Source organism: Pseudomonas sp. Marseille-Q5117 (assembly GCF_946901175.1).
Taxonomy (GTDB): Bacteria; Pseudomonadota; Gammaproteobacteria; order Pseudomonadales; family Pseudomonadaceae; genus Aquipseudomonas; species Aquipseudomonas iranensis.
The window spans coordinates 226695-244523 of the sequence record NZ_CAMPPP010000002.1 but is presented as its reverse complement, the minus strand read 5'-3'; the positions used below and the strand labels follow the sequence as shown (position 1 = coordinate 244523).

At 59.5% G+C, this 17829-nt stretch carries 19 protein-coding genes; 11 read left to right on the top strand and 8 right to left on the bottom strand.

Going from position 1 to position 17829, the window contains the following annotated elements; translation table 11 throughout:
- Nucleotides 1-3 precede the first annotated feature (3 nt).
- Nucleotides 4-444, bottom strand: coding sequence for a type II 3-dehydroquinate dehydratase (aroQ, locus tag OC605_RS04240; protein WP_262136369.1), 441 nt, complete (start codon nucleotides 442-444; stop codon nucleotides 4-6).
- Nucleotides 445-770: 326 nt separating this feature from the next.
- Between aroQ and OC605_RS04235 the strand changes: the two genes are divergently transcribed.
- Nucleotides 771-1199 carry a DUF4160 domain-containing protein gene (locus tag OC605_RS04235; protein WP_136494060.1) on the top strand — a complete coding sequence of 143 codons (429 nt, stop codon included), beginning with the start codon at nucleotides 771-773 and terminating at the stop codon, nucleotides 1197-1199.
- Nucleotides 1196-1642, top strand: a complete 447-nt coding sequence (locus OC605_RS04230) for a DUF2442 domain-containing protein (RefSeq protein WP_262136368.1) — start codon at nucleotides 1196-1198, stop codon at nucleotides 1640-1642. Before OC605_RS04235 ends, OC605_RS04230 begins: the two co-directional genes overlap by 4 nt.
- Before the next feature lie 54 nt (nucleotides 1643-1696).
- On the opposite strand, the gene trmA is transcribed toward OC605_RS04230, so the two are convergent.
- Entirely contained in the window at nucleotides 1697-2776 is a 1080-nt protein-coding gene (gene trmA, locus OC605_RS04225) for a tRNA (uridine(54)-C5)-methyltransferase TrmA (RefSeq protein ID WP_262136367.1), read from the bottom strand.
- On the bottom strand, nucleotides 2773-4068 hold the full coding sequence (locus tag OC605_RS04220; RefSeq protein WP_262136366.1) for an NCS2 family permease: 1296 nt from the start codon (nucleotides 4066-4068) through the stop codon (nucleotides 2773-2775). Before OC605_RS04220 ends, trmA begins: the two co-directional genes overlap by 4 nt.
- A gap of 220 nt (nucleotides 4069-4288) precedes the next feature.
- Between OC605_RS04220 and OC605_RS04215 the strand changes: the two genes are divergently transcribed.
- Nucleotides 4289-4735 carry a YolA family protein gene (locus tag OC605_RS04215; RefSeq protein WP_262136485.1) on the top strand — a complete coding sequence of 149 codons (447 nt, stop codon included), beginning with the start codon at nucleotides 4289-4291 and terminating at the stop codon, nucleotides 4733-4735.
- A gap of 67 nt (nucleotides 4736-4802) precedes the next feature.
- Entirely contained in the window at nucleotides 4803-5354 is a 552-nt protein-coding gene (locus OC605_RS04210; protein ID WP_186568872.1) for a DJ-1 family glyoxalase III, read from the top strand.
- Between the two features lie 5 nt (nucleotides 5355-5359).
- Here the strand turns inward: OC605_RS04210 and OC605_RS04205 are convergent, their stop codons facing one another.
- Nucleotides 5360-6595 (bottom strand): MFS transporter, encoded by a 1236-nt coding sequence (locus OC605_RS04205; RefSeq protein ID WP_186568873.1) that lies wholly within the window; start codon nucleotides 6593-6595, stop codon nucleotides 5360-5362.
- A 470-nt stretch (nucleotides 6596-7065) separates the two neighbouring features.
- On the opposite strand from OC605_RS04205, the gene OC605_RS04200 reads away from it, so the two are divergent.
- The 3 genes from OC605_RS04200 to OC605_RS04190 all read left to right on the top strand — a co-directional run bounded on the left by OC605_RS04200 (nucleotide 7066) and on the right by OC605_RS04190 (nucleotide 9775).
- The gene (locus tag OC605_RS04200; RefSeq protein ID WP_024014409.1) at nucleotides 7066-8511 is read left to right on the top strand and encodes a cytochrome ubiquinol oxidase subunit I; all 1446 of its coding nucleotides are present in this window, start codon (nucleotides 7066-7068) and stop codon (nucleotides 8509-8511) included.
- Between the two features lie 3 nt (nucleotides 8512-8514).
- Nucleotides 8515-9522, top strand: a complete 1008-nt coding sequence (gene cydB, locus OC605_RS04195; protein ID WP_262136365.1) for a cytochrome d ubiquinol oxidase subunit II — start codon at nucleotides 8515-8517, stop codon at nucleotides 9520-9522.
- Nucleotides 9523-9607: 85 nt separating this feature from the next.
- The gene (locus tag OC605_RS04190; RefSeq protein ID WP_016773090.1) at nucleotides 9608-9775 is read left to right on the top strand and encodes a DUF2474 domain-containing protein; all 168 of its coding nucleotides are present in this window, start codon (nucleotides 9608-9610) and stop codon (nucleotides 9773-9775) included.
- Between the two features lie 72 nt (nucleotides 9776-9847).
- On the opposite strand, the gene OC605_RS04185 is transcribed toward OC605_RS04190, so the two are convergent.
- A complete protein-coding gene (locus OC605_RS04185) occupies nucleotides 9848-10972 on the bottom strand; it encodes a methyltransferase (protein WP_186569399.1) in 1125 nt (374 codons plus the stop codon).
- A gap of 174 nt (nucleotides 10973-11146) precedes the next feature.
- On the bottom strand, nucleotides 11147-11857 hold the full coding sequence (locus tag OC605_RS04180; protein WP_186569398.1) for an autoinducer binding domain-containing protein: 711 nt from the start codon (nucleotides 11855-11857) through the stop codon (nucleotides 11147-11149).
- Nucleotides 11858-12168: 311 nt separating this feature from the next.
- Between OC605_RS04180 and OC605_RS04175 the strand changes: the two genes are divergently transcribed.
- Nucleotides 12169-12945 carry a ferredoxin--NADP reductase gene (locus OC605_RS04175; protein WP_186569397.1) on the top strand — a complete coding sequence of 259 codons (777 nt, stop codon included), beginning with the start codon at nucleotides 12169-12171 and terminating at the stop codon, nucleotides 12943-12945.
- Between the two features lie 45 nt (nucleotides 12946-12990).
- On the opposite strand, the gene mscL is transcribed toward OC605_RS04175, so the two are convergent.
- Nucleotides 12991-13404, bottom strand: coding sequence for a large-conductance mechanosensitive channel protein MscL (mscL, locus tag OC605_RS04170; RefSeq protein ID WP_024014404.1), 414 nt, complete (start codon nucleotides 13402-13404; stop codon nucleotides 12991-12993).
- A 285-nt stretch (nucleotides 13405-13689) separates the two neighbouring features.
- Between mscL and katB the strand changes: the two genes are divergently transcribed.
- Genes katB through radA form a run of 3 tightly spaced genes read left to right on the top strand, consistent with a single transcriptional unit; the run spans nucleotide 13690 to nucleotide 17249 of the window.
- Nucleotides 13690-15231: a catalase KatB gene (katB, locus tag OC605_RS04165; RefSeq protein ID WP_262136363.1), complete on the top strand. Its 1542-nt coding sequence runs from the start codon at nucleotides 13690-13692 to the stop codon at nucleotides 15229-15231.
- 57 nt (nucleotides 15232-15288) lie between these two features.
- Entirely contained in the window at nucleotides 15289-15834 is a 546-nt protein-coding gene (locus OC605_RS04160) for an ankyrin repeat domain-containing protein (protein WP_076564177.1), read from the top strand.
- Between the two features lie 47 nt (nucleotides 15835-15881).
- Nucleotides 15882-17249 (top strand): DNA repair protein RadA, encoded by a 1368-nt coding sequence (radA, locus tag OC605_RS04155; RefSeq protein WP_095181861.1) that lies wholly within the window; start codon nucleotides 15882-15884, stop codon nucleotides 17247-17249.
- Nucleotides 17250-17421: 172 nt separating this feature from the next.
- Here radA and OC605_RS04150 read toward each other — a convergent pair whose 3' ends face one another.
- Nucleotides 17422-17790 (bottom strand): PilZ domain-containing protein, encoded by a 369-nt coding sequence (locus OC605_RS04150; protein ID WP_186569394.1) that lies wholly within the window; start codon nucleotides 17788-17790, stop codon nucleotides 17422-17424.
- Nucleotides 17791-17829: the final 39 nt, after the last annotated feature.

The following is a 17829-nucleotide window of genomic DNA, read 5'->3' as shown; positions in this document are numbered from 1 at the left end:
TTCTTACCTCTGCAACCGCTGGCTGAAATGCTCCAGCGCCAGGCGATAGCCATGGCTGCCGAACCCGCACATCACCGCCGTGGCAATGCCGGAAACAAATGAATGATGACGAAACGGCTCACGGGCGTGGACGTTGGACAGATGCACTTCGATCACCGGCAATTCACTGGCGACCAGCGCATCGCGAATCGCCACGGACGTGTGCGTCCACGCCGCCGGGTTGATAACGATCCCGGCACAACGACCACGCGCGGCGTGAATCCAGTCGAGCAACTCGCCTTCATGATTGGTCTGGCGAAATTCCAAGGTCAGGCCGAACTCGTCAGCCGCGCGACCACACAGCGCGGAAATATCCGCCAGGGTTTCATGACCATAAGTCGCCGGCTCGCGGGTGCCAAGCAGGTTCAGGTTCGGGCCGTTAAGCACCAGAACGGTAGGGGACATGGGGTAACTCCACTTCTTGTTTTTGGCATCGGCCGAGTGGGTTCAGCCTGTGGAGATAAAATGTACTAGATGGTTACATCGGTCAATCGGACAACTTTAAGAGCAGTAATTTTCGTTCGGTGATCGCACAGGGGTGATCATGCCAAGCGTAATTTCAAAACGTAACGACAGCTTTGCTTACGTTTTTCTCTGCTCATTTCTCGAGCCGCAACCCCACGCCCGCTAGTCTTCAGTGACCTCCGGCACATCGCTTTGTGTTAACCGGTCGTCGGACTCGAAAGGAAATTCGAGATCTGGAAATCCATTAACCTAACGGATGGGTTAGCATGAAGATATGCAGCTACAAAGGAATGTCGATTCGCATCATGTTGAGAGACGAACACTGTCCACCGCACGCCCATGTAGATGCGGGTGCCTGGAATGCCCGCTTCCGGTTCAGCTTCTGGCACAACGAAGTTGATCTGTGGGATGTCGTGCCGTTGTCCCGACGACCACCGCTCACTGTGCTTAACGGCCTGTGTCTGTCACTTGGACAACCGGCGCACTTGCGTAGAGCACGAGGGATCTGGTGGTCGGCCGTGAAGACCGCTTGTCTCGATAATCAGATATGGGACTGCCAGGCAAACGAAGTGCCCGTAATGAAACCAGTCACCGACGAGACCTACAGGATCGGATCGGCGCGCTATGACCCCGATGAAGACAAGGTGCTGCTGTCCTTGATCGGCAAATTGGAAGGAGTTGAGATCGAATTATGAAGGTCATCAAGGCAAAACCGTCGGCGCATCGCCCCCTGACGGAAGAGATGCTCGATGCCGCCATCACACTTGGCGAAGTACGACAGGCCAATAGTTTGCAGGCCGTGTCAGTGAGCTTCGAAGAATCCTCTTTGGTCATTCGTTTCGAGGACGGCAGCGGTGTGTTGCTTCCGGTGAAGCTGTATCCCGAATTCGCGGGGTTTGAAGCGGCCGATTATGCAAGCCTGACGATCGGCTTCGCCGGCACTGCGCTGTGCCATGAGGGCAAGGATCTGGATATTTCCATTGCCGGAATGATTTCAGCGAGCCCGCCGCTTATGCGCATGGCCGCGTCGGTCGTCGCCTCGCGCAACGGGCGTCAAAGCAGCGCTGCGAAATCTGCGGCAGCGCGAGCCAATGGCAAAAAAGGCGGGCGTCCACGGAAAACTGATATCGCGCCGTAGCACCCACAAAAAAGCCGTCAATCACGACGGCTTTTCCGTATCCGCTACCCGCAATCAACGCCGGGTCAGCAGCACACCGGATTCCATGTGATGGGTCCACGGGAACTGGTCGAACAATGCGCACTTGGTAATGCGGTGGGTGTCATGCAGCTGGGCGATGTTGGCCGCCAGGGTGTCAGGGTTGCAGGAGATGTAGAGGATGCTGTCGAAGCGTCGTGTCAGCTCGCAGGTGTCCGGGTCCATGCCGGCGCGTGGCGGGTCGACGAAGACGCTGCCGAATTCGTAGCTCTTCAGATCGATGCCGTGCAGGCGGCGGAACGGGCGCACTTCGTTGAGCGCTTCGGTCAGCTCCTCGGCGGACAAACGCACCAGCGTGACGTTATCCACAGCGTTTTCGCTGAGATTGCTCAGGGCCGCGTTGACCGAAGTCTTGCTGATCTCGGTGGCGAGCACTTTGCGCACGCGGGTGGCCAGCGGCAGGGTGAAGTTGCCGTTGCCGCAGTACAACTCGAGCAGATCGTCGCTGCGATCGCCCAGCGCGTCGTATGCCCAATTGAGCATCTTCTGGTTCACCGTGCCGTTGGGCTGGGTGAATGCGCCCTCGGGCTGGCGATAGCTGAAGGTGCGGCCGCCGACTTCGAGTTTCTCGACGACATAGTCCTGCCCGAGCACTTCGCGCTTGCCTTTGGAGCGGCCGATGATGCTCACGCCGAGATCTGCCGACAACTGAGTGGCTGCCGCATGCCAGTGCTCGTCCAGCGGACGGTGATAGCACAGGGTGATCATCGCGTCGCCGGCCAGCGTGGTCAGAAACTCGACCTGAAACAGCTTGTGGCTCAGCGCCGAACTGGCTTGCCACGCGGCCTTCAACTGCGGCATCAACTGGTTGATGCGCAGGCTGGCAATCGGGAATTCTTCGATGAGGATCGGCGTGCGCTTGTCGTCCTGAGAGAACATCGCGTAATGGCGTTCGCCGCCCTCGCGCCACAGGCGGAATTCGGCGCGCAGGCGGAAGTTCTGCAGCGGCGAATCAAAGATCGACGGCTCGGGTGCATCGAACGGCGCCAGCAGATCACGCAAGCGCGTGACCTTGGCTTCGAGTTGTTCGGCGTAGGCTTGAGAATCGAAAGTCATGCGTTGAACCAACCCAGCTTGATCACAAACAGAATCGACAGAATCACCAGAGCCGGGTTCAGCTCACGGGCACGGCCGGACAGCAGCTTGATGGCGGTCCAGGCAATGAAGCCGAAAGCGATGCCGTTGGCGATCGAATAGGTGAACGGCATGGCCAGTGCGGTGACCACAACCGGCGCCGCCACGGTGATGTCGTCCCAGTCTATTTCCGCCAGGCCCGAAGTCATCAACACGGCGACGAACAGCAGCGCTGGCGCGGTGGCGAATGCCGGAACGCTGGCCGCCAGTGGCGAGAAGAACAGCGCCAGCAGGAACAGGATTGCCACGACGATGGCGGTCAGGCCCGTGCGGCCACCGGCACTGACGCCGGCTGCGGATTCGATGTAACTGGTGGTGGTCGACGTGCCCAGCAGCGAGCCGGCCATGGCCGCCGTACTGTCGGCGATCAGCGCGCGCCCCATTTTCGGCATGTGGCCGTCCTTGCCCATCAGGCCGGCGCGCTTGGCGACGCCGATCAGGGTCCCGGAGTTGTCGAACAGGTCGACGAACAGGAAGGCGAAGATCACGCTGACCAGACCGATGTCCAGTGCGCCTTTGATGTCCAGTTGCAGGAAGGTCGGCGCCAGCGACGGCGGCATCGACATGATGCCGCCGAACTCGGTGACGTTCAGTACGATCGAGGCGATGGTTACGGCGAGAATGCCGATCAGCACCGCGCCACGCACTTTCAGCGCTTCGAGGGCGACGATCACGGCGAAGCCGACGGTGGCCAGAATCGGTGCCGGCTTGGTCAGATCGCCGAGGCCGACCATGGTCGCCGGGTTGCTGACCACGATACCGGCGTTGTGCAGGGCGATCAGCGCCAGGAACAGGCCGATACCGGCGGCGATCGCCGAGCGCAGCGGCAGTGGAATCGCATTGATGATCCATTCACGGATGCGGAAGATCGACAGCAGGAAAAACAGCACGGCGGAAATGAACACCGCACCCAGCGCCACCTGCCAGGTGTGGCCCATGTGCAGCACCACGGTGTAGGTAAAGAAGGCGTTCAGGCCCATGCCCGGAGCGAGGGCGATCGGGTAGTTGGCGATCAGGCCCATCACGGTCGAGCCAATGGCGGCCGCCAGACAGGTGGCGACGAAAATCGCGCCCTTGTCCATGCCGGTCTCGCCGAGGATGCTCGGGTTGACGAACAGAATGTAAGCCATGGCCAGGAAAGTCGTGACGGCCGCAAGAATTTCGGTGCGCACGTTGGTGTTGTGTGCCTTGAGTTGAAACAGCCTTTCCAGCATGTCTGCTCCCCGTGGCGCGCGTGGCGCCGTGAATGTATCGACCTCAACAGCAAAGCACAGACCGTCGCAAGCGCCTGGAAAATTGTCGTGGGCCGGAAAAAGCCGCGCATCATACCAGCCGCGTGAGGAATTTGGCGGATGTTGGTGTCGATCGTCGGCGAAGTTTTGCGCAGCCGACAACTGCGCCATACTGCGCGCTGATTTTTTGGAGTGGGCAGGCATGCGCAACGGCGGGATCAGGATTTTCGGATGGATTGCAGCACTGCTGGCGACAGCTCAGGCGTTCGCGGCCTCGGCGCCGCCGTTGACCGAAGTGAAGGTGATCAAAGTGCAGTCACCTTCCTGCGGACTGGAAGATATTGCCGATAACCAGCCGCAAACCCAATGCAATCACAGCGGGACGAATATCAAGGTCTTCGTGTTGGAAGTCGGCTATGGCCAGAACCAGCCACACGTGACTCTGGATGGCTTCGAGGTCAACGGCACCCGAAGCCCGGTGTGCGCCTTCGATAATGGCAATCTCACTGAATGCACCCCTGGCAGCAAAACCGTCGGTTCTCTTTATACCTTCGATCTGGCCGGCAAACAGCAAGGCACCTTCAACTTCAGCAACACCTCGATCAACGCTCCGCGCAACACGCTTTCGACTCAGCTTTACATCAAGTAACGGCTGTCTGCGAACAAGGTGGGACAAAGCTGACTACGCTTGACTGACTACCCAGCGGAAAGCGCCCATGATTTCCAGAGCCCTGATTGCCCTCGCCGAGGGCATCGACGATTTGCAAAGCGTGACCCTGATCGACGTACTGCGCCGCGCCGGCATCGAAGTGGTCGCCGCCAGCATCGAAGGTCGGCGCATGCTGACCTGTGCGCGCGGCACCCGGCTGACTGCCGACGGCATGCTGGTCGATGTGCTGGCACAGACTTTTGACCTGATCGTCCTGCCAGGCGGTGCCGTCGGTTCCCGGCATCTGGCGGCGCATCAGCCCTTGCAGCAATTGCTCAAGGACCAAGCCAGCGCCGGCCGACTGTTCGCCGCCATCGGCGAAGCCCCGGCTGTCGCCCTGCAAGCATCAGGCGTGCTGCGCCAGCGACGCATGACCTGCCTGCCCGGCGCCAGCCATCAGTTGTCCGGCTGTACGTTTGTTGATCAACCGGTGGTGGTCGACGGCAACTGCATCACCGCCCAAGGCTCGGGCGCGGCACTGGAGTTTGCCTTGACCCTGGTTGAGCAGCTTGGTGGCAAGGCGTTGCGGGCGAGGGTGGCGGGGGAGTTGATGGCCTGAAAGATTCAGACCTTCTCTTCCACCGGCACATGCATTCGATCCCGCTTCGCCAACGTCGGAAACAGTTTGATCCACGTCCCCGTCACCACCAGGGTGCCGATCCCGCCCATCACCACGGCCGGCACGGTGCCGAACCAGTGGGCGGTGAGGCCGGATTCGAATTCGCCCAGCTGGTTCGAAGCACCGATGAACAAGCCGTTGACTGCGCTGACCCGGCCGCGCATTTCGTCCGGGGTTTCCAATTGTACGAACGAGGCGCGGATGACCATGCTGATCATGTCCGCTGCGCCGAGTACCACCAGCACCGCCAGGGAGAACCAGAACGAGGTCGACAGGCCGAATGCGATGGTAGCGACGCCAAAGATGCCGACGGCAGTGAACATCACCCGGCCGACATTGCGCTCCACGGCAAATCGCGCCAGAAACAGTGACATCAGCAACGCACCCACCGCCGGCGCCGAGCGCAACAGACCAAGGCCCCACGGGCCGGTCAGCAGAATGTCCTTGGCGAATACCGGCAGCAACGCCGTGGCGCCGCCCAGTAATACGGCAAACAGGTCCAGCGAGATCGCGCCGAGGATGTCCGGGCGGCTGCGGATGAAGCGAATCCCCGCCAGCAGCGAGTCCAGCGTGGCTTTGCCTTTATTCAATGGCGTCTGGCGTGCCGGCAGGTTGAGCATCAGCGAACAGGCGATCACGTACAGCAGCACGGTCGGGCCGTAGACCCAGACGCTGCCGAATGCATAGAGCAAGCCGCCGAGGGCCGGGGCGACGATAGTGGCCGACTGTTGCGCCGATTGCGCGGCGGCGACTGCGCGGGGGAAAAGCGCACTGGGGACGATGCTGGGCAGCAAGGCCTGAGTCGTCGGCATCTCGAACGAACGGGCGGCGCCGAGCAGGAAGGCGAGGATGAAAATCATCTCGCGGGTGACGTGATCGGTGGCGCTGCCGATGGCCAGCGCCAAGGCAATCAGTGCCTGCAACGACTGGCAAAGCGCGGCGACCTTGCGCCGATCGTAGCGATCAGCGACATGGCCGGTGTGCAGCATGAACAGCACCCGCGGGGCGAACTCGACCAGCCCGACCAGGCCCAGATCCAGCACATTGCCAGTCAGCTGATACAGGTTCCAGCCAATTGCCACGGTGAGCATCTGGAACCCGCTGGCGGTAAAGATCCGCGCCAGCCAGAAAGCCATGAACGGACGATGGTGACGTAACAGCAGGGGCTCTTGTGTGGGCATCTGAAGGCAGGTCTTGGACGAGTGAACGGCGAGATTATCACCAGTCTGTAACAGGAAGTTGCTACGAGAAACAATTCAGTTAGCCAGACATCGATCTTTCATGCTGACAATCAGCCCTGTGGTGAGGGGGTTTATCCCCGTTGGGTCGCACAGCGGCCCCAAAATCTCGAAACGACGACGACTGCTGCGCATCCGGACGGGGATAAATCCCTTGGCCACAGGAGTGAGGCAACTTGTCACGCGGCAAACTACCACGCAGTTCATTGGTAAAAATGGGACTACTCTTTCAACGTTGCTTGATCCAGATCAAGACCCCGACCGGAACTGATCTGGCGGCCATTTGGCCAGACTCCCTGCGTTGCGATGGTGCAAAAAAAGAACGAATCCGAATTCGCCGCACTCCATATCCGTGGGGGCAGTGGTGCAGGCCTCCGGGCCAGCTACCCGTATTACCTGACAGAGGAAGCCATATGTTCGGTTTAGAGGCTCTCGATCTCGCCCGAATTCAGTTCGCGTTCACCATCTCGTTCCACATTCTGTTCCCGGCCATCACCATCGGCCTGGCGAGTTACCTGGCAGTGCTCGAAGGCTTGTGGCTGAAGACCCGCAACGACACCTACCGCGATCTCTACCATTTCTGGTCGAAGATTTTTGCCGTCAACTTCGGCATGGGCGTGGTTTCCGGGCTGGTCATGGCTTATCAGTTCGGCACCAACTGGAGTCGGTTCTCCGACTTCGCCGGCGCCGTCACCGGGCCGTTGCTGACCTATGAAGTGCTTACAGCGTTCTTCCTTGAGGCCGGTTTCCTTGGCGTGATGCTGTTCGGCTGGAACAAGGTCGGGCGCGGTCTGCACTTCTTCTCGACGGTGATGGTAGCGATCGGCACGCTGATTTCGACCTTCTGGATTCTCGCCTCCAACAGCTGGATGCAGACCCCGCAAGGCTTTGAAATCGTCAACGGTCAGGTGATCCCCACCGACTGGCTGGCAATCATCTTCAACCCGTCATTTCCTTACCGGCTGATGCACATGGCCACGGCCGCGTTCGTCGCCACGGCGTTCTTCGTCGGCTCGTCGGCGGCCTGGCACCTGCTGCGCGGCAGGGACAACCCGGCGATCCGCACCATGCTGTCGATGGCCATGTGGATGGCGTTGATCGTCGCGCCGATTCAAGCGGTGATCGGCGACTTCCATGGCCTCAACACGCTCAAGCATCAGCCGGCAAAAATCGCTGCGATCGAAGGCCACTGGGAAAACCATGGCGACGAAGCAACGCCGCTGATCCTGTTCGGCTGGCCGGACATGAAAGAAGAGCGCACCAAGTTCGCTGTAGAGATTCCTTACCTCGGCAGCCTGATTCTTACCCACTCGCTGGATAAACAAGTACCGGCGCTGAAGGAGTTCCCACCGGAAGACCGGCCGAATTCGACCATCGTGTTCTGGTCGTTCCGGATCATGGTCGGCCTCGGTTTCCTGATGATCTTCACCGGGTTGTGGAGTCTGTGGCTGCGCAAGCGTGACTCGCTGTATACCTCGCGGCCGTTCCTGCATCTGGCCTTGTGGATGGGGCCGTCCGGTCTGATCGCGATTCTCGCCGGCTGGTTCACCACGGAAATCGGCCGTCAGCCATGGGTGGTCTACGGTTTGATGCGCACTGCCGATGCTTCGTCCAACCACAGCTTCATGCAGATGAGCATCACCCTGATCATGTTCGTCGTGGTCTATTTCGCCCTGTTCGGCGCCGGGCTCGGCTACATGATGCGCCTGGTGCGCAAAGGGCCGAAGATCAGCGAAGGCAGCGAAACACCGGACGGTGGTCCAGGCAAGAAACGCACCCCGGCGCGTCCGTTGTCCGCAGCCGACGATCCGGCCGAGGGCGAGCACGAAGACAACACTCGCTTGACCAAGGAGATTTGACTCATGGGTATCGATCTTCCGCTGATCTGGGCCGTGATCATCATCTTCGGCATCATGATGTACGTGGTCATGGACGGCTTCGACCTGGGCATCGGCATTCTCTTCCCGTTCGTGCCCGGCAAGACCGATCGCGACGTGATGATGAACACCGTCGCGCCAGTCTGGGACGGCAACGAAACCTGGCTGGTGCTGGGCGGCGCGGCTTTGTTCGGTGCCTTCCCGCTGGCCTATTCGGTGGTGTTGTCGGCGCTGTACCTGCCGCTGATTTTCATGCTCATGGGCCTGATCTTTCGCGGCGTGGCTTTCGAATTCCGCTTCAAGGCCAAGGATGAAAAACGTCACCTGTGGGACAAGGCATTCATCGGTGGTTCGATCGCGGCAACGTTCTTTCAGGGCGTGGCGCTGGGAGCGTTCATCGATGGTCTGCCGGTGGTCAATCGCCAGTTCGCCGGTGGTTCACTGGATTGGCTGACGCCGTTCACGCTGTTCTGCGGTGCGGCGCTGGTGGTGGCCTATGCCTTGCTCGGCTGTACTTGGCTGATCATGAAAACCGAAGGCAAGTTGCAGGAGCAGATGCATGACCTGGCGCGACCGCTGGCGTTTGTCCTGCTGGCAGTGATCGGTATCGTAAGCCTGTGGACGCCTCTGTCGCATCCGGAAATCGCCTCGCGCTGGTTCAGCATGCCGAATCTGTTCTGGTTCATGCCGGTGCCGATTCTGGTGCTCATCACCTTGTACGGCCTGATTCGCGCGGTGGCACGTAATGCCAACTACACGCCGTTCCTGCTGACCCTGGTGCTGATCTTCCTCGGCTACAGCGGCTTGGGCATCAGCCTGTGGCCGAACATCGTGCCGCCGTCGATATCGATCTGGGATGCCGCCGCGCCGCCGCAAAGCCAGGGCTTCATGCTGGTCGGCACGTTGTTCATCATTCCGTTCATCCTCGGTTACACCTTCTGGAGCTACTACGTGTTCCGCGGCAAGGTCACGCACGAAGATGGTTACCACTAATCCCATGCTGGGGCTTGCCCTGTGGGAGCGAGCCTGCTCGCGAAGGCGTCCGCAGTGACGCCTTGGCTTAACGGAGATCGATGCAATGACCGGCAAACATTCCCTGCACGACATTGAAGAAGCCGAAAAAAAGCCGCTGTGGCAGCGGCTCGGCTGGTTGGCTCTGATCTGGGTTGGCAGTGTCGGCGTGTTGTTCATCGCCGCCAGCCTGATGCGCATGTTCATGAATGCCGCAGGTTTGACCACCCACTGAAACATCCCGTCCCGGCGCCTTCGGGTATGGATTTGCAACCCTCCTCACGGAGGGTTTTTTTACGCCGCAGTTTTATTTGCGCGCCTTGAGGATGACGAATTTCGGCGTGGCCGCCACTTGCTCGACACCACGAAACAGGCGCGCCAGTTTGCTGTGATAGCCCAGATGCCGGTTGCCGACGATATACAGCGCACCACCAACCACCAGAGCCTCGCGCGCCTGCTGGAACATGCGCCAGGCGAGGAAGTCGCCGACCACCTGTTGCTGATGGAACGGTGGGTTGCACAGCACCACGTCCAGCGACTGCGGTGCCTGCCCGGCCAGACCATCGCCAGCGCGCACGATGACTTCGCGATCGCCCAATGCCGCGCGCCAGTTCTCGGCAGCTGATTGCACCGCCATGAATGATTCATCGACCAGCGTGTAATGCGCATCCGGGTTCTGCAAGGCGCTGGCGATTGCCAACACGCCGTTGCCACAGCCGAGGTCGGCAACCCGTGCGTTGCCGAGGTTTTTCGGTAGATGCGGCAGGAATGCGCGGGTGCCGATGTCGAGGCCTTCGCGGCAGAACACGTTGGCGTGGTTGAGCAATTCGATCGCCGGTTCGTCGAGGCGATAACGAGTCGGGTAAGGAGACGTGGCGGGCGCTTTGCTTTCAGGCGTGGCGATCAGCAGTCGGGCTTTCTTCACGGCCAGCGACGCCTGCACCGGGCCAATGTAGCGCTCCAGCAGATCGCCGGCAGCGCGCGGCAGATGCTTGACCATGGCGGCGGCGATCACTTGCGCGCCGGGAGCGAGTTGCCCTTGCAGGCGGATCAGCTGTTCTTCCAATAGCGCCAGGGTTTTGGGGACTCGGATCAGCACGCGATCAAACGGCCCGACCAAAGGCTCACTGGCCGGTATCGGGCGGATCGCATCGAACGCCTGACCATTGCGCAGCAGATTCTTTTCCAGCCCGACGAAACCCAGGAACGAATCGCCGCTACTGCTCACCTCGACCTTGTCCAACAGACTGATTGCCAAGGCGCCAAAGCTGTCATTGAGCACCAGCACGCGGGTGTTGCTCGCAGGTTGTTCGCTGGCGAGATGATTGAGCAGGTATTCGTCCGCCGCATCGAATGCTTGCAGCGGTTCGTTCTGCTGTTCGGGCTGGCGGATCAGGTCGAGTTGAGCGAAAGGTGTTTCGAGCAAAGGCATGGGACGGGGACTCAGGATATTCGGCAGACGTCCCGTTGCCGGCATCTCGTGCGACGGGATCCGACCGAGTGGACTGCGATGCACGCGGTGTGCGTCATCACTCGAAGAAGGCCTGAATGGTACGTTTTTTTGCGCGCGAATACTCGCGGGATTGAAGCGCGATGCCTCAGTTGTTCAGATGATCCCGGCCCGGACAGCCGCCATCACCGCAGAAATCTTGTTGCAGACTTTGAGTTTCTCGATCACGTTCTGCACGTGGTAGTTGATGGTACGTTCACTCAGGTTGAGGATTCGCGAAATGTCGTGAGCGGTCTTGCCCACGGCGGACAATTTCAGGATCTCCAGCTCCCGTGTCGATAGCCTGGGCTTGCTGGGTCTTGCCGGGATGGGCACGGTGCGGGCATACAGATCACTGAAGTGTCGATTGGCGAAAAAGATATAACCGTAATGCTCGTACAGCTCGAGCGGGCTGATCGGGCAGTGGGTTCGAGCCAGACTGATGATGCTGCACAAACCGCTGGCTTCGTCATGAAACGCTTGCGACCAGCCATGCTGCAATCCGTTGTTTTTCAACGCCTGCCACAACTCGGGCGCATCAGTGAAAACTCTTTCTTCCCAAACGATCGGCAATACTGAGTGATTGCAATGCGCTATTACCGGGTCAATATTCCGGTAGTTCTCTTTGTTGTACTGGCTGTTCCATTCTTTTGGATAGTTATTGATTTGCAAGGCATTCAGGTGGACATCGCGATGGGGGGAGGTGACCGCTATCGCACAATAGTTAAAGCCCAGATTCACGGCAAATCTCAGCAGTATCGGGTATGCCACCTCAATGCCTTTGGCAAATGTCAGTTGTTTCAATTGTGATTCCTTCCACGTTTCCATGAACTTTGCCTCCATCCTGATATAGGGGCGCCAAATGGATCCAAAAAATCCGGCACGAATCGAAGTGTAGGCTCTTTCCTGCGAAACGCCTTACATTTTTTAGAGATTGAAACTTTGATGTTTTCTATAAAGCGTTCTTAGCAATACAGGCTGTTATATTTTAATTGGCATCTTAAAGTTATTGCTCTAGATCCAGCATTGCCAGCAAATCGAATGTCTAGCGCTGATCCCGTCAATACCATTACCAATCAGGAGTGTTTGGCAGCGCGATTTTGCGGGACACTGTGGGCAACCGTTTCAAGGAGTGCCTCATGACTGCCATTGCCGAAAAGTACACCACCCAGACCTTGCTCGATGTGCAACCGTTGACGCCGAACCTGTTCACGCTGCGCACCAGCCGTGATCCCGGCTTTCGCTTCCGTGCCGGCCAGTTCGCCCGGCTGGGCGTCACCAGGGCCGATGGCAGCACGGTCTGGCGCGCCTATTCGATGGTGTCGTCGCCATTCGATGAGTTTCTTGAGTTCTTTTCTATCGTCGTGCCGGGCGGCGAATTCACCAGTGAGCTGAGCCGGCTACAGGTCGGCGACACCTTGATGGTAGAACGCCAGGCGTTCGGCTACCTGACGCTGGATCGTTTTGTCGACGGCCGAGACCTGTGGTTACTGTCGACCGGCACCGGGGTGGCGCCGTTTCTATCGATCCTGCAGGACTTCGAGGTCTGGGAGAAATTCGAGCGGATCATTCTGGTTTACAGCGTGAGGGAGGCGCGGGAACTGGCCTATCAAGAGTTGATCGCCGGGTTGGCGCAACGTGACTATCTGAGTGAATACGCCCACAAGCTGCAATTCATCCCCACTGTGACCCGCCAAGCCCACCCAGGCGCGTTGCAGGGCCGGATTACCACGTTGATCGAAAACGGCGAACTGGAGCGAGCGGCAGGGGTTGAGCTCTCCCCAGAGCATTCGCGAGTGATGCTGTGCGGCAATCCGCAGATGATCGACGACACCCGCGCCTTGCTGAAACAGCGCGACATGCGCCTGAGCCTGACCCGCAAGCCGGGGCAGGTTGCGGTGGAGAATTACTGGTAACGAAAACGGCACCCGCGGGTGCCGTTTTGATGTGTAGCGAATGCCTCAGGGCCGCTCGTTCTGCGCTTTTAGCAGGTCGCGGATTTCGCCCAGCAGTTGCTCTTCCTTGCTCGGGATCGGCGGCGCGGTCGGGGCTACGGCTTCTTCGCGCTTGAGGCGGTTGATGGCCTTGACGCCCATGAAGATCGCAAACGCGACAATCACGAAATCCAGCACCGTCTGCAGGAATTTGCCGTAAGCCAGCACCACGGCGGGCGCATCGCCCTGGGCGGCTTTGAGCGTGACGGCCAGATCACTGAAGTCCACCCCACCGATCAACAGGCCAATCGGCGGCATGATCACGTCGCCGACAAACGACGAAACGATCTTGCCGAACGCCGCGCCGATGATGATACCGACGGCCATGTCGACCACATTGCCTTTGACCGCGAAGGCCTTGAACTCGCTAAGCACGCCCATAGTTATTTCCTTGTTACAGATGAGTTTGGTGTAGGCAGTGTAAATCAGCGAAACGCCTCCTGCGCGAAACACCTTCTTACAATGCCCGTTTTTATCGACACATCAATTGACGATTAGTTTGCAAAATGCCAGCAATCGCGCGCGGAATACGCGCTAACCCGCTGACGGGAAAGCCAATTTCTTCAATCATGGCGTTACGTTCTTTCTATTTATGTTCCTCGGCACGGGCCTCTAGCCTTGCTGTGGCGCACCTGGATGCGCTCAATAAAACCAGAGGAACCTGATATGACTTCTGCTCTTGGACTGGGGGCTTTTCCCCATCGCCGCACCCTCGGCGTTCTCACCGCCAGCCTGCTGACCTTCTCGGTCAACGCCGCTCCGCTGACCCGCGATAACGGCGCTGCTGTCGGTGACAATCAGAACTCGCAAACCGCCGGCGCCACCGGGCCGGTGCTGCTGCAGGACGTGCAACTGATCCAGAAGCTGCAACGCTTCGACCGTGAGCGCATTCCCGAGCGCGTGGTACATGCACGCGGCACTGGCGCTCACGGCACCTTCACCGTGACCGATGACCTCAGCGACCTGAGCAAGGCCAAGGTGTTCGCCGCAGGCCAGAGCACGCCGGTATTCGTGCGTTTCTCGGCGGTGGTGCATGGCAACCATTCCCCGGAAACCCTACGCGACCCGCGGGGTTTCGCCACCAAGTTCTACACCGCTGACGGTAATTGGGATCTGGTCGGCAACAATTTCCCGACCTTCTTCATCCGCGATGCGATCAAATTCCCGGATATGGTCCACGCCTTCAAGCCCGATCCGCGCACCAACCTCGACGACGATTCGCGCCGGTTCGATTTCTTCTCCCATGTACCGGAAGCCACCCGCACACTGACCGAGTTGTATTCCAACTACGGCACTCCGGCCAGTTATCGGGAGATGGATGGCAATGGTGTTCATGCCTACAAGCTGATCAATGCCAGGAATGAAGTTCACTATGTGAAGTTTCACTGGAAGAGTCTTCAAGGCATCAAAAACCTCACGCCAAAACAGGTCAGCGAAGTTCAAGGCCAGGATTACAGTCATATGACTAATGACTTGGTAACTAACATCAACAAAGGCAACTTTCCTAAGTGGGACTTGTACGTGCAAGTTCTCAAGCCACAGGATTTGTCCAAGTTTGATTTCGATCCACTGGATGCAACCAAGATCTGGCCGGGTATTGCCGAGCGCAAAGTTGGACAAATGGTCTTGAACCGTAATCCGGCCAATGTCTTCCAGGAAACCGAACAAGTTGCTATGGCACCGGCCAACGTAGTTCCGGGTATCGAACCTTCGGAAGATCGTTTGTTGCAGGGCCGAGTGTTCTCTTATGCCGATACGCAGATGTATCGCCTCGGCGCCAACGCTTTGCAATTGCCGATCAACGCTCCGAAAACAGCGGTGAACAATGGCAATCAGGATGGCGCGATGAATTTTGGCGCCAGCCAGTCCGGCGTCAACTACCAGCCGAGTCGTCTGCAGCCGCGTGAAGAGACGCCAGCGGCGCGTTACAGCCAGTCGGCACTGGCGGGCAGCACGCAACAGGCGAAGATCCAGCGCGAGCAGAACTTCAAGCAGGCCGGTGATCTGTATCGCTCGTATAGCAAGCAGGAACGTCGCGACTTGATCGACAGCTTCGGCGGCTCGCTGGCGACCACCGATGACGAGAGCAAGCACATCATTCTGTCCTTCCTGTACAAGGCTGACCCCGAGTACGGCAGCGGTGTGACCGAAGTGGCCAAGGGCGACCTCAGCCGTGTGAAAGCACTGGCGGCCAAACTGACCGACTGATAGCGATGCGGCGTACGCGAGGGCTGTCCCGCCTCGCGTGCGCTCAAGGAGAGCCCTATGCGTATTTTTCTTTTATGCCTGGCCGGGTGCCTGTCGTTCAGCGCGTGGGCGGCACCGGTCGAGCAAAGTCCCGAGGCAATCAAGGCGCAGTTGCAGGATTACTACTTTGACGCCGCACGGCGTGGCGACGTGCCGATGCTCGAGACCTTCATCGAGTCCGGCTATTCCCTCGATACCCGCGACAGCAAGGGTTACACCGCGCTGATTCTGGCGGCCTATCACGGTCAGGCGCCGGCGGTTGAGCGGCTGTTGGCAGCGGGCGCGGACGCCTGTGCTCAGGATCAACGCGGCAACACGGCGCTGATGGGCGCGATTTTCAAAGGCGAGTTGCAGATCGCCCGGCGCCTGATGGCCACCGATTGCAGCCCCGACCAACGTAACGGCGCCGGGCAGACAGCGGCGATGTACGCCGGGCTGTTCAAGCGTCTGGAATTGCTTGATGCGTTGAAAGCCAAGGGCGCCGACCTCAATGCCGAGGATCCGCTGGGCAACAGTGCCGCGCGTCTGGCCAGCGGCGAAATCCGTACCGCTGCGCCGCGCTGATCGGCGATGGCTGCGTTATCATCGCGTCTTTTGTTCCGGGGGTTCTGATGGCCAAGGCCAAGCGCATGTACGGCTGCACCGAGTGCGGCGCAACCTTTCCCAAGTGGGCCGGGCAGTGCGGCGAGTGCGGTGCCTGGAACACCCTGACCGAAACCATGATCGAAAGCGGTGGCGCCACGGCACCCACCGGGCGCACCGGTTGGGCCGGCCAGCAGGCACAGATCAAGACGCTCGCCGAAGTCAGCATCGAAGAGATTCCACGCTTTTCCACCGCGTCCGGTGAGCTCGACCGCGTGCTCGGCGGTGGTCTGGTCGATGGTTCGGTGGTGCTGATCGGCGGTGATCCGGGGATCGGCAAATCGACAATCCTGCTTCAGACCCTGTGCAATCTGGCCAAAAGCATGCCGGCGCTGTACGTCACCGGTGAGGAATCCCAGCAGCAGGTGGCGATGCGCGCTCGCCGTCTCGGCCTGCCGCAGGATCAGCTGCGGGTGATGACCGAAACCTGCATCGAAACCATCATCGCCACCGCCCGCCAGGAAAAGCCCAAGGTGATGGTGATCGACTCGATCCAGACCATTTTCACCGAACAATTGCAATCGGCCCCGGGCGGCGTGTCGCAGGTACGCGAAAGTGCGGCGCTGCTGGTGCGTTACGCCAAGCAGAGCGGCACGGCGATCTTCCTCGTTGGTCACGTCACCAAAGAGGGCGCTTTGGCCGGTCCACGTGTTCTGGAGCACATGGTCGACACCGTGCTGTATTTCGAAGGTGAATCCGATGGTCGACTGCGTCTGCTGCGGGCGGTGAAAAACCGTTTCGGCGCGGTCAACGAGTTGGGCGTGTTCGGCATGACCGACAAGGGCCTGAAAGAAGTCTCCAACCCATCGGCGATTTTTCTCACTCGCGCTCAGGAAGAAGTCCCGGGCAGTGTGGTCATGGCAACGTGGGAGGGCACCCGGCCGATGCTGGTGGAAGTGCAGGCGCTGGTCGATGACAGCCATCTGGCCAACCCGCGTCGGGTGACGCTGGGGCTGGATCAGAACCGTCTGGCAATGCTGCTCGCGGTGTTGCACCGTCATGGTGGCATTCCGACCCACGATCAGGACGTGTTCCTCAACGTGGTCGGTGGCGTGAAGGTACTGGAGACGGCGTCGGACCTGGCGTTGATGGCGGCGGTGATGTCGAGTTTGCGCAACCGGCCGCTGCCGCATGATCTGCTGGTGTTCGGCGAAGTCGGCCTGTCCGGCGAAGTGCGCCCGGTGCCGAGCGGGCAGGAGCGGCTGAAAGAAGCGGCCAAGCACGGCTTCAAACGCGCGATCGTGCCGAAGGGTAATGCTCCGAAGGAATCGCCGGCGGGGTTGCAGATCATTGCCGTGACCCGTCTCGAACAAGCCCTCGACGCACTGTTTGAGTGAATGCCGAACCTCTGTGGTGAGGGGATTTATCCCCGTTGGGGCGCGTAGCGGCCCTGAAAAAACGGGTCTGCTGCGCAGCCCAACGGGGATAAATCCCCTCGCCACATCAATCCCCTCGCCACATAAATCCCCATCACCACAGGGGCATTCCAAATCGGGATTGGGGGTGGCGCTAGATCTCGATCAGCGCACCCAATTCCCGCTCAAGCTCCTGCGGATCACCGAGGTTGAACTCGATCAACCGCCGCAGGCGCTGGATCGATTCCAGGCTGATGTGGCGGCAGATGAACCCCAAGTGGCCGTTTTCCTCATGGGCCAGATGCACGTCCATTTCGATATCGACGTCTTCGCTCAGATGAATGTCGACGAAGAAGTCCTGCTCTTTATCCCCGAGCCACGGCTCCGGTCGCTCGATCAGCAGACCCTTGAGCGACAGGTCGATCAGCTTGACCGGCCAGATGTACTCGCCCTGTTTCAGCTCGGTTCGGGCATCGAACGCAATACGTTTGAAACGACGTCGATTGGCGGGGTGCTCACTCATGGCGCAATCCTCATGAAGGTTCGCTGACTATAGACCGCG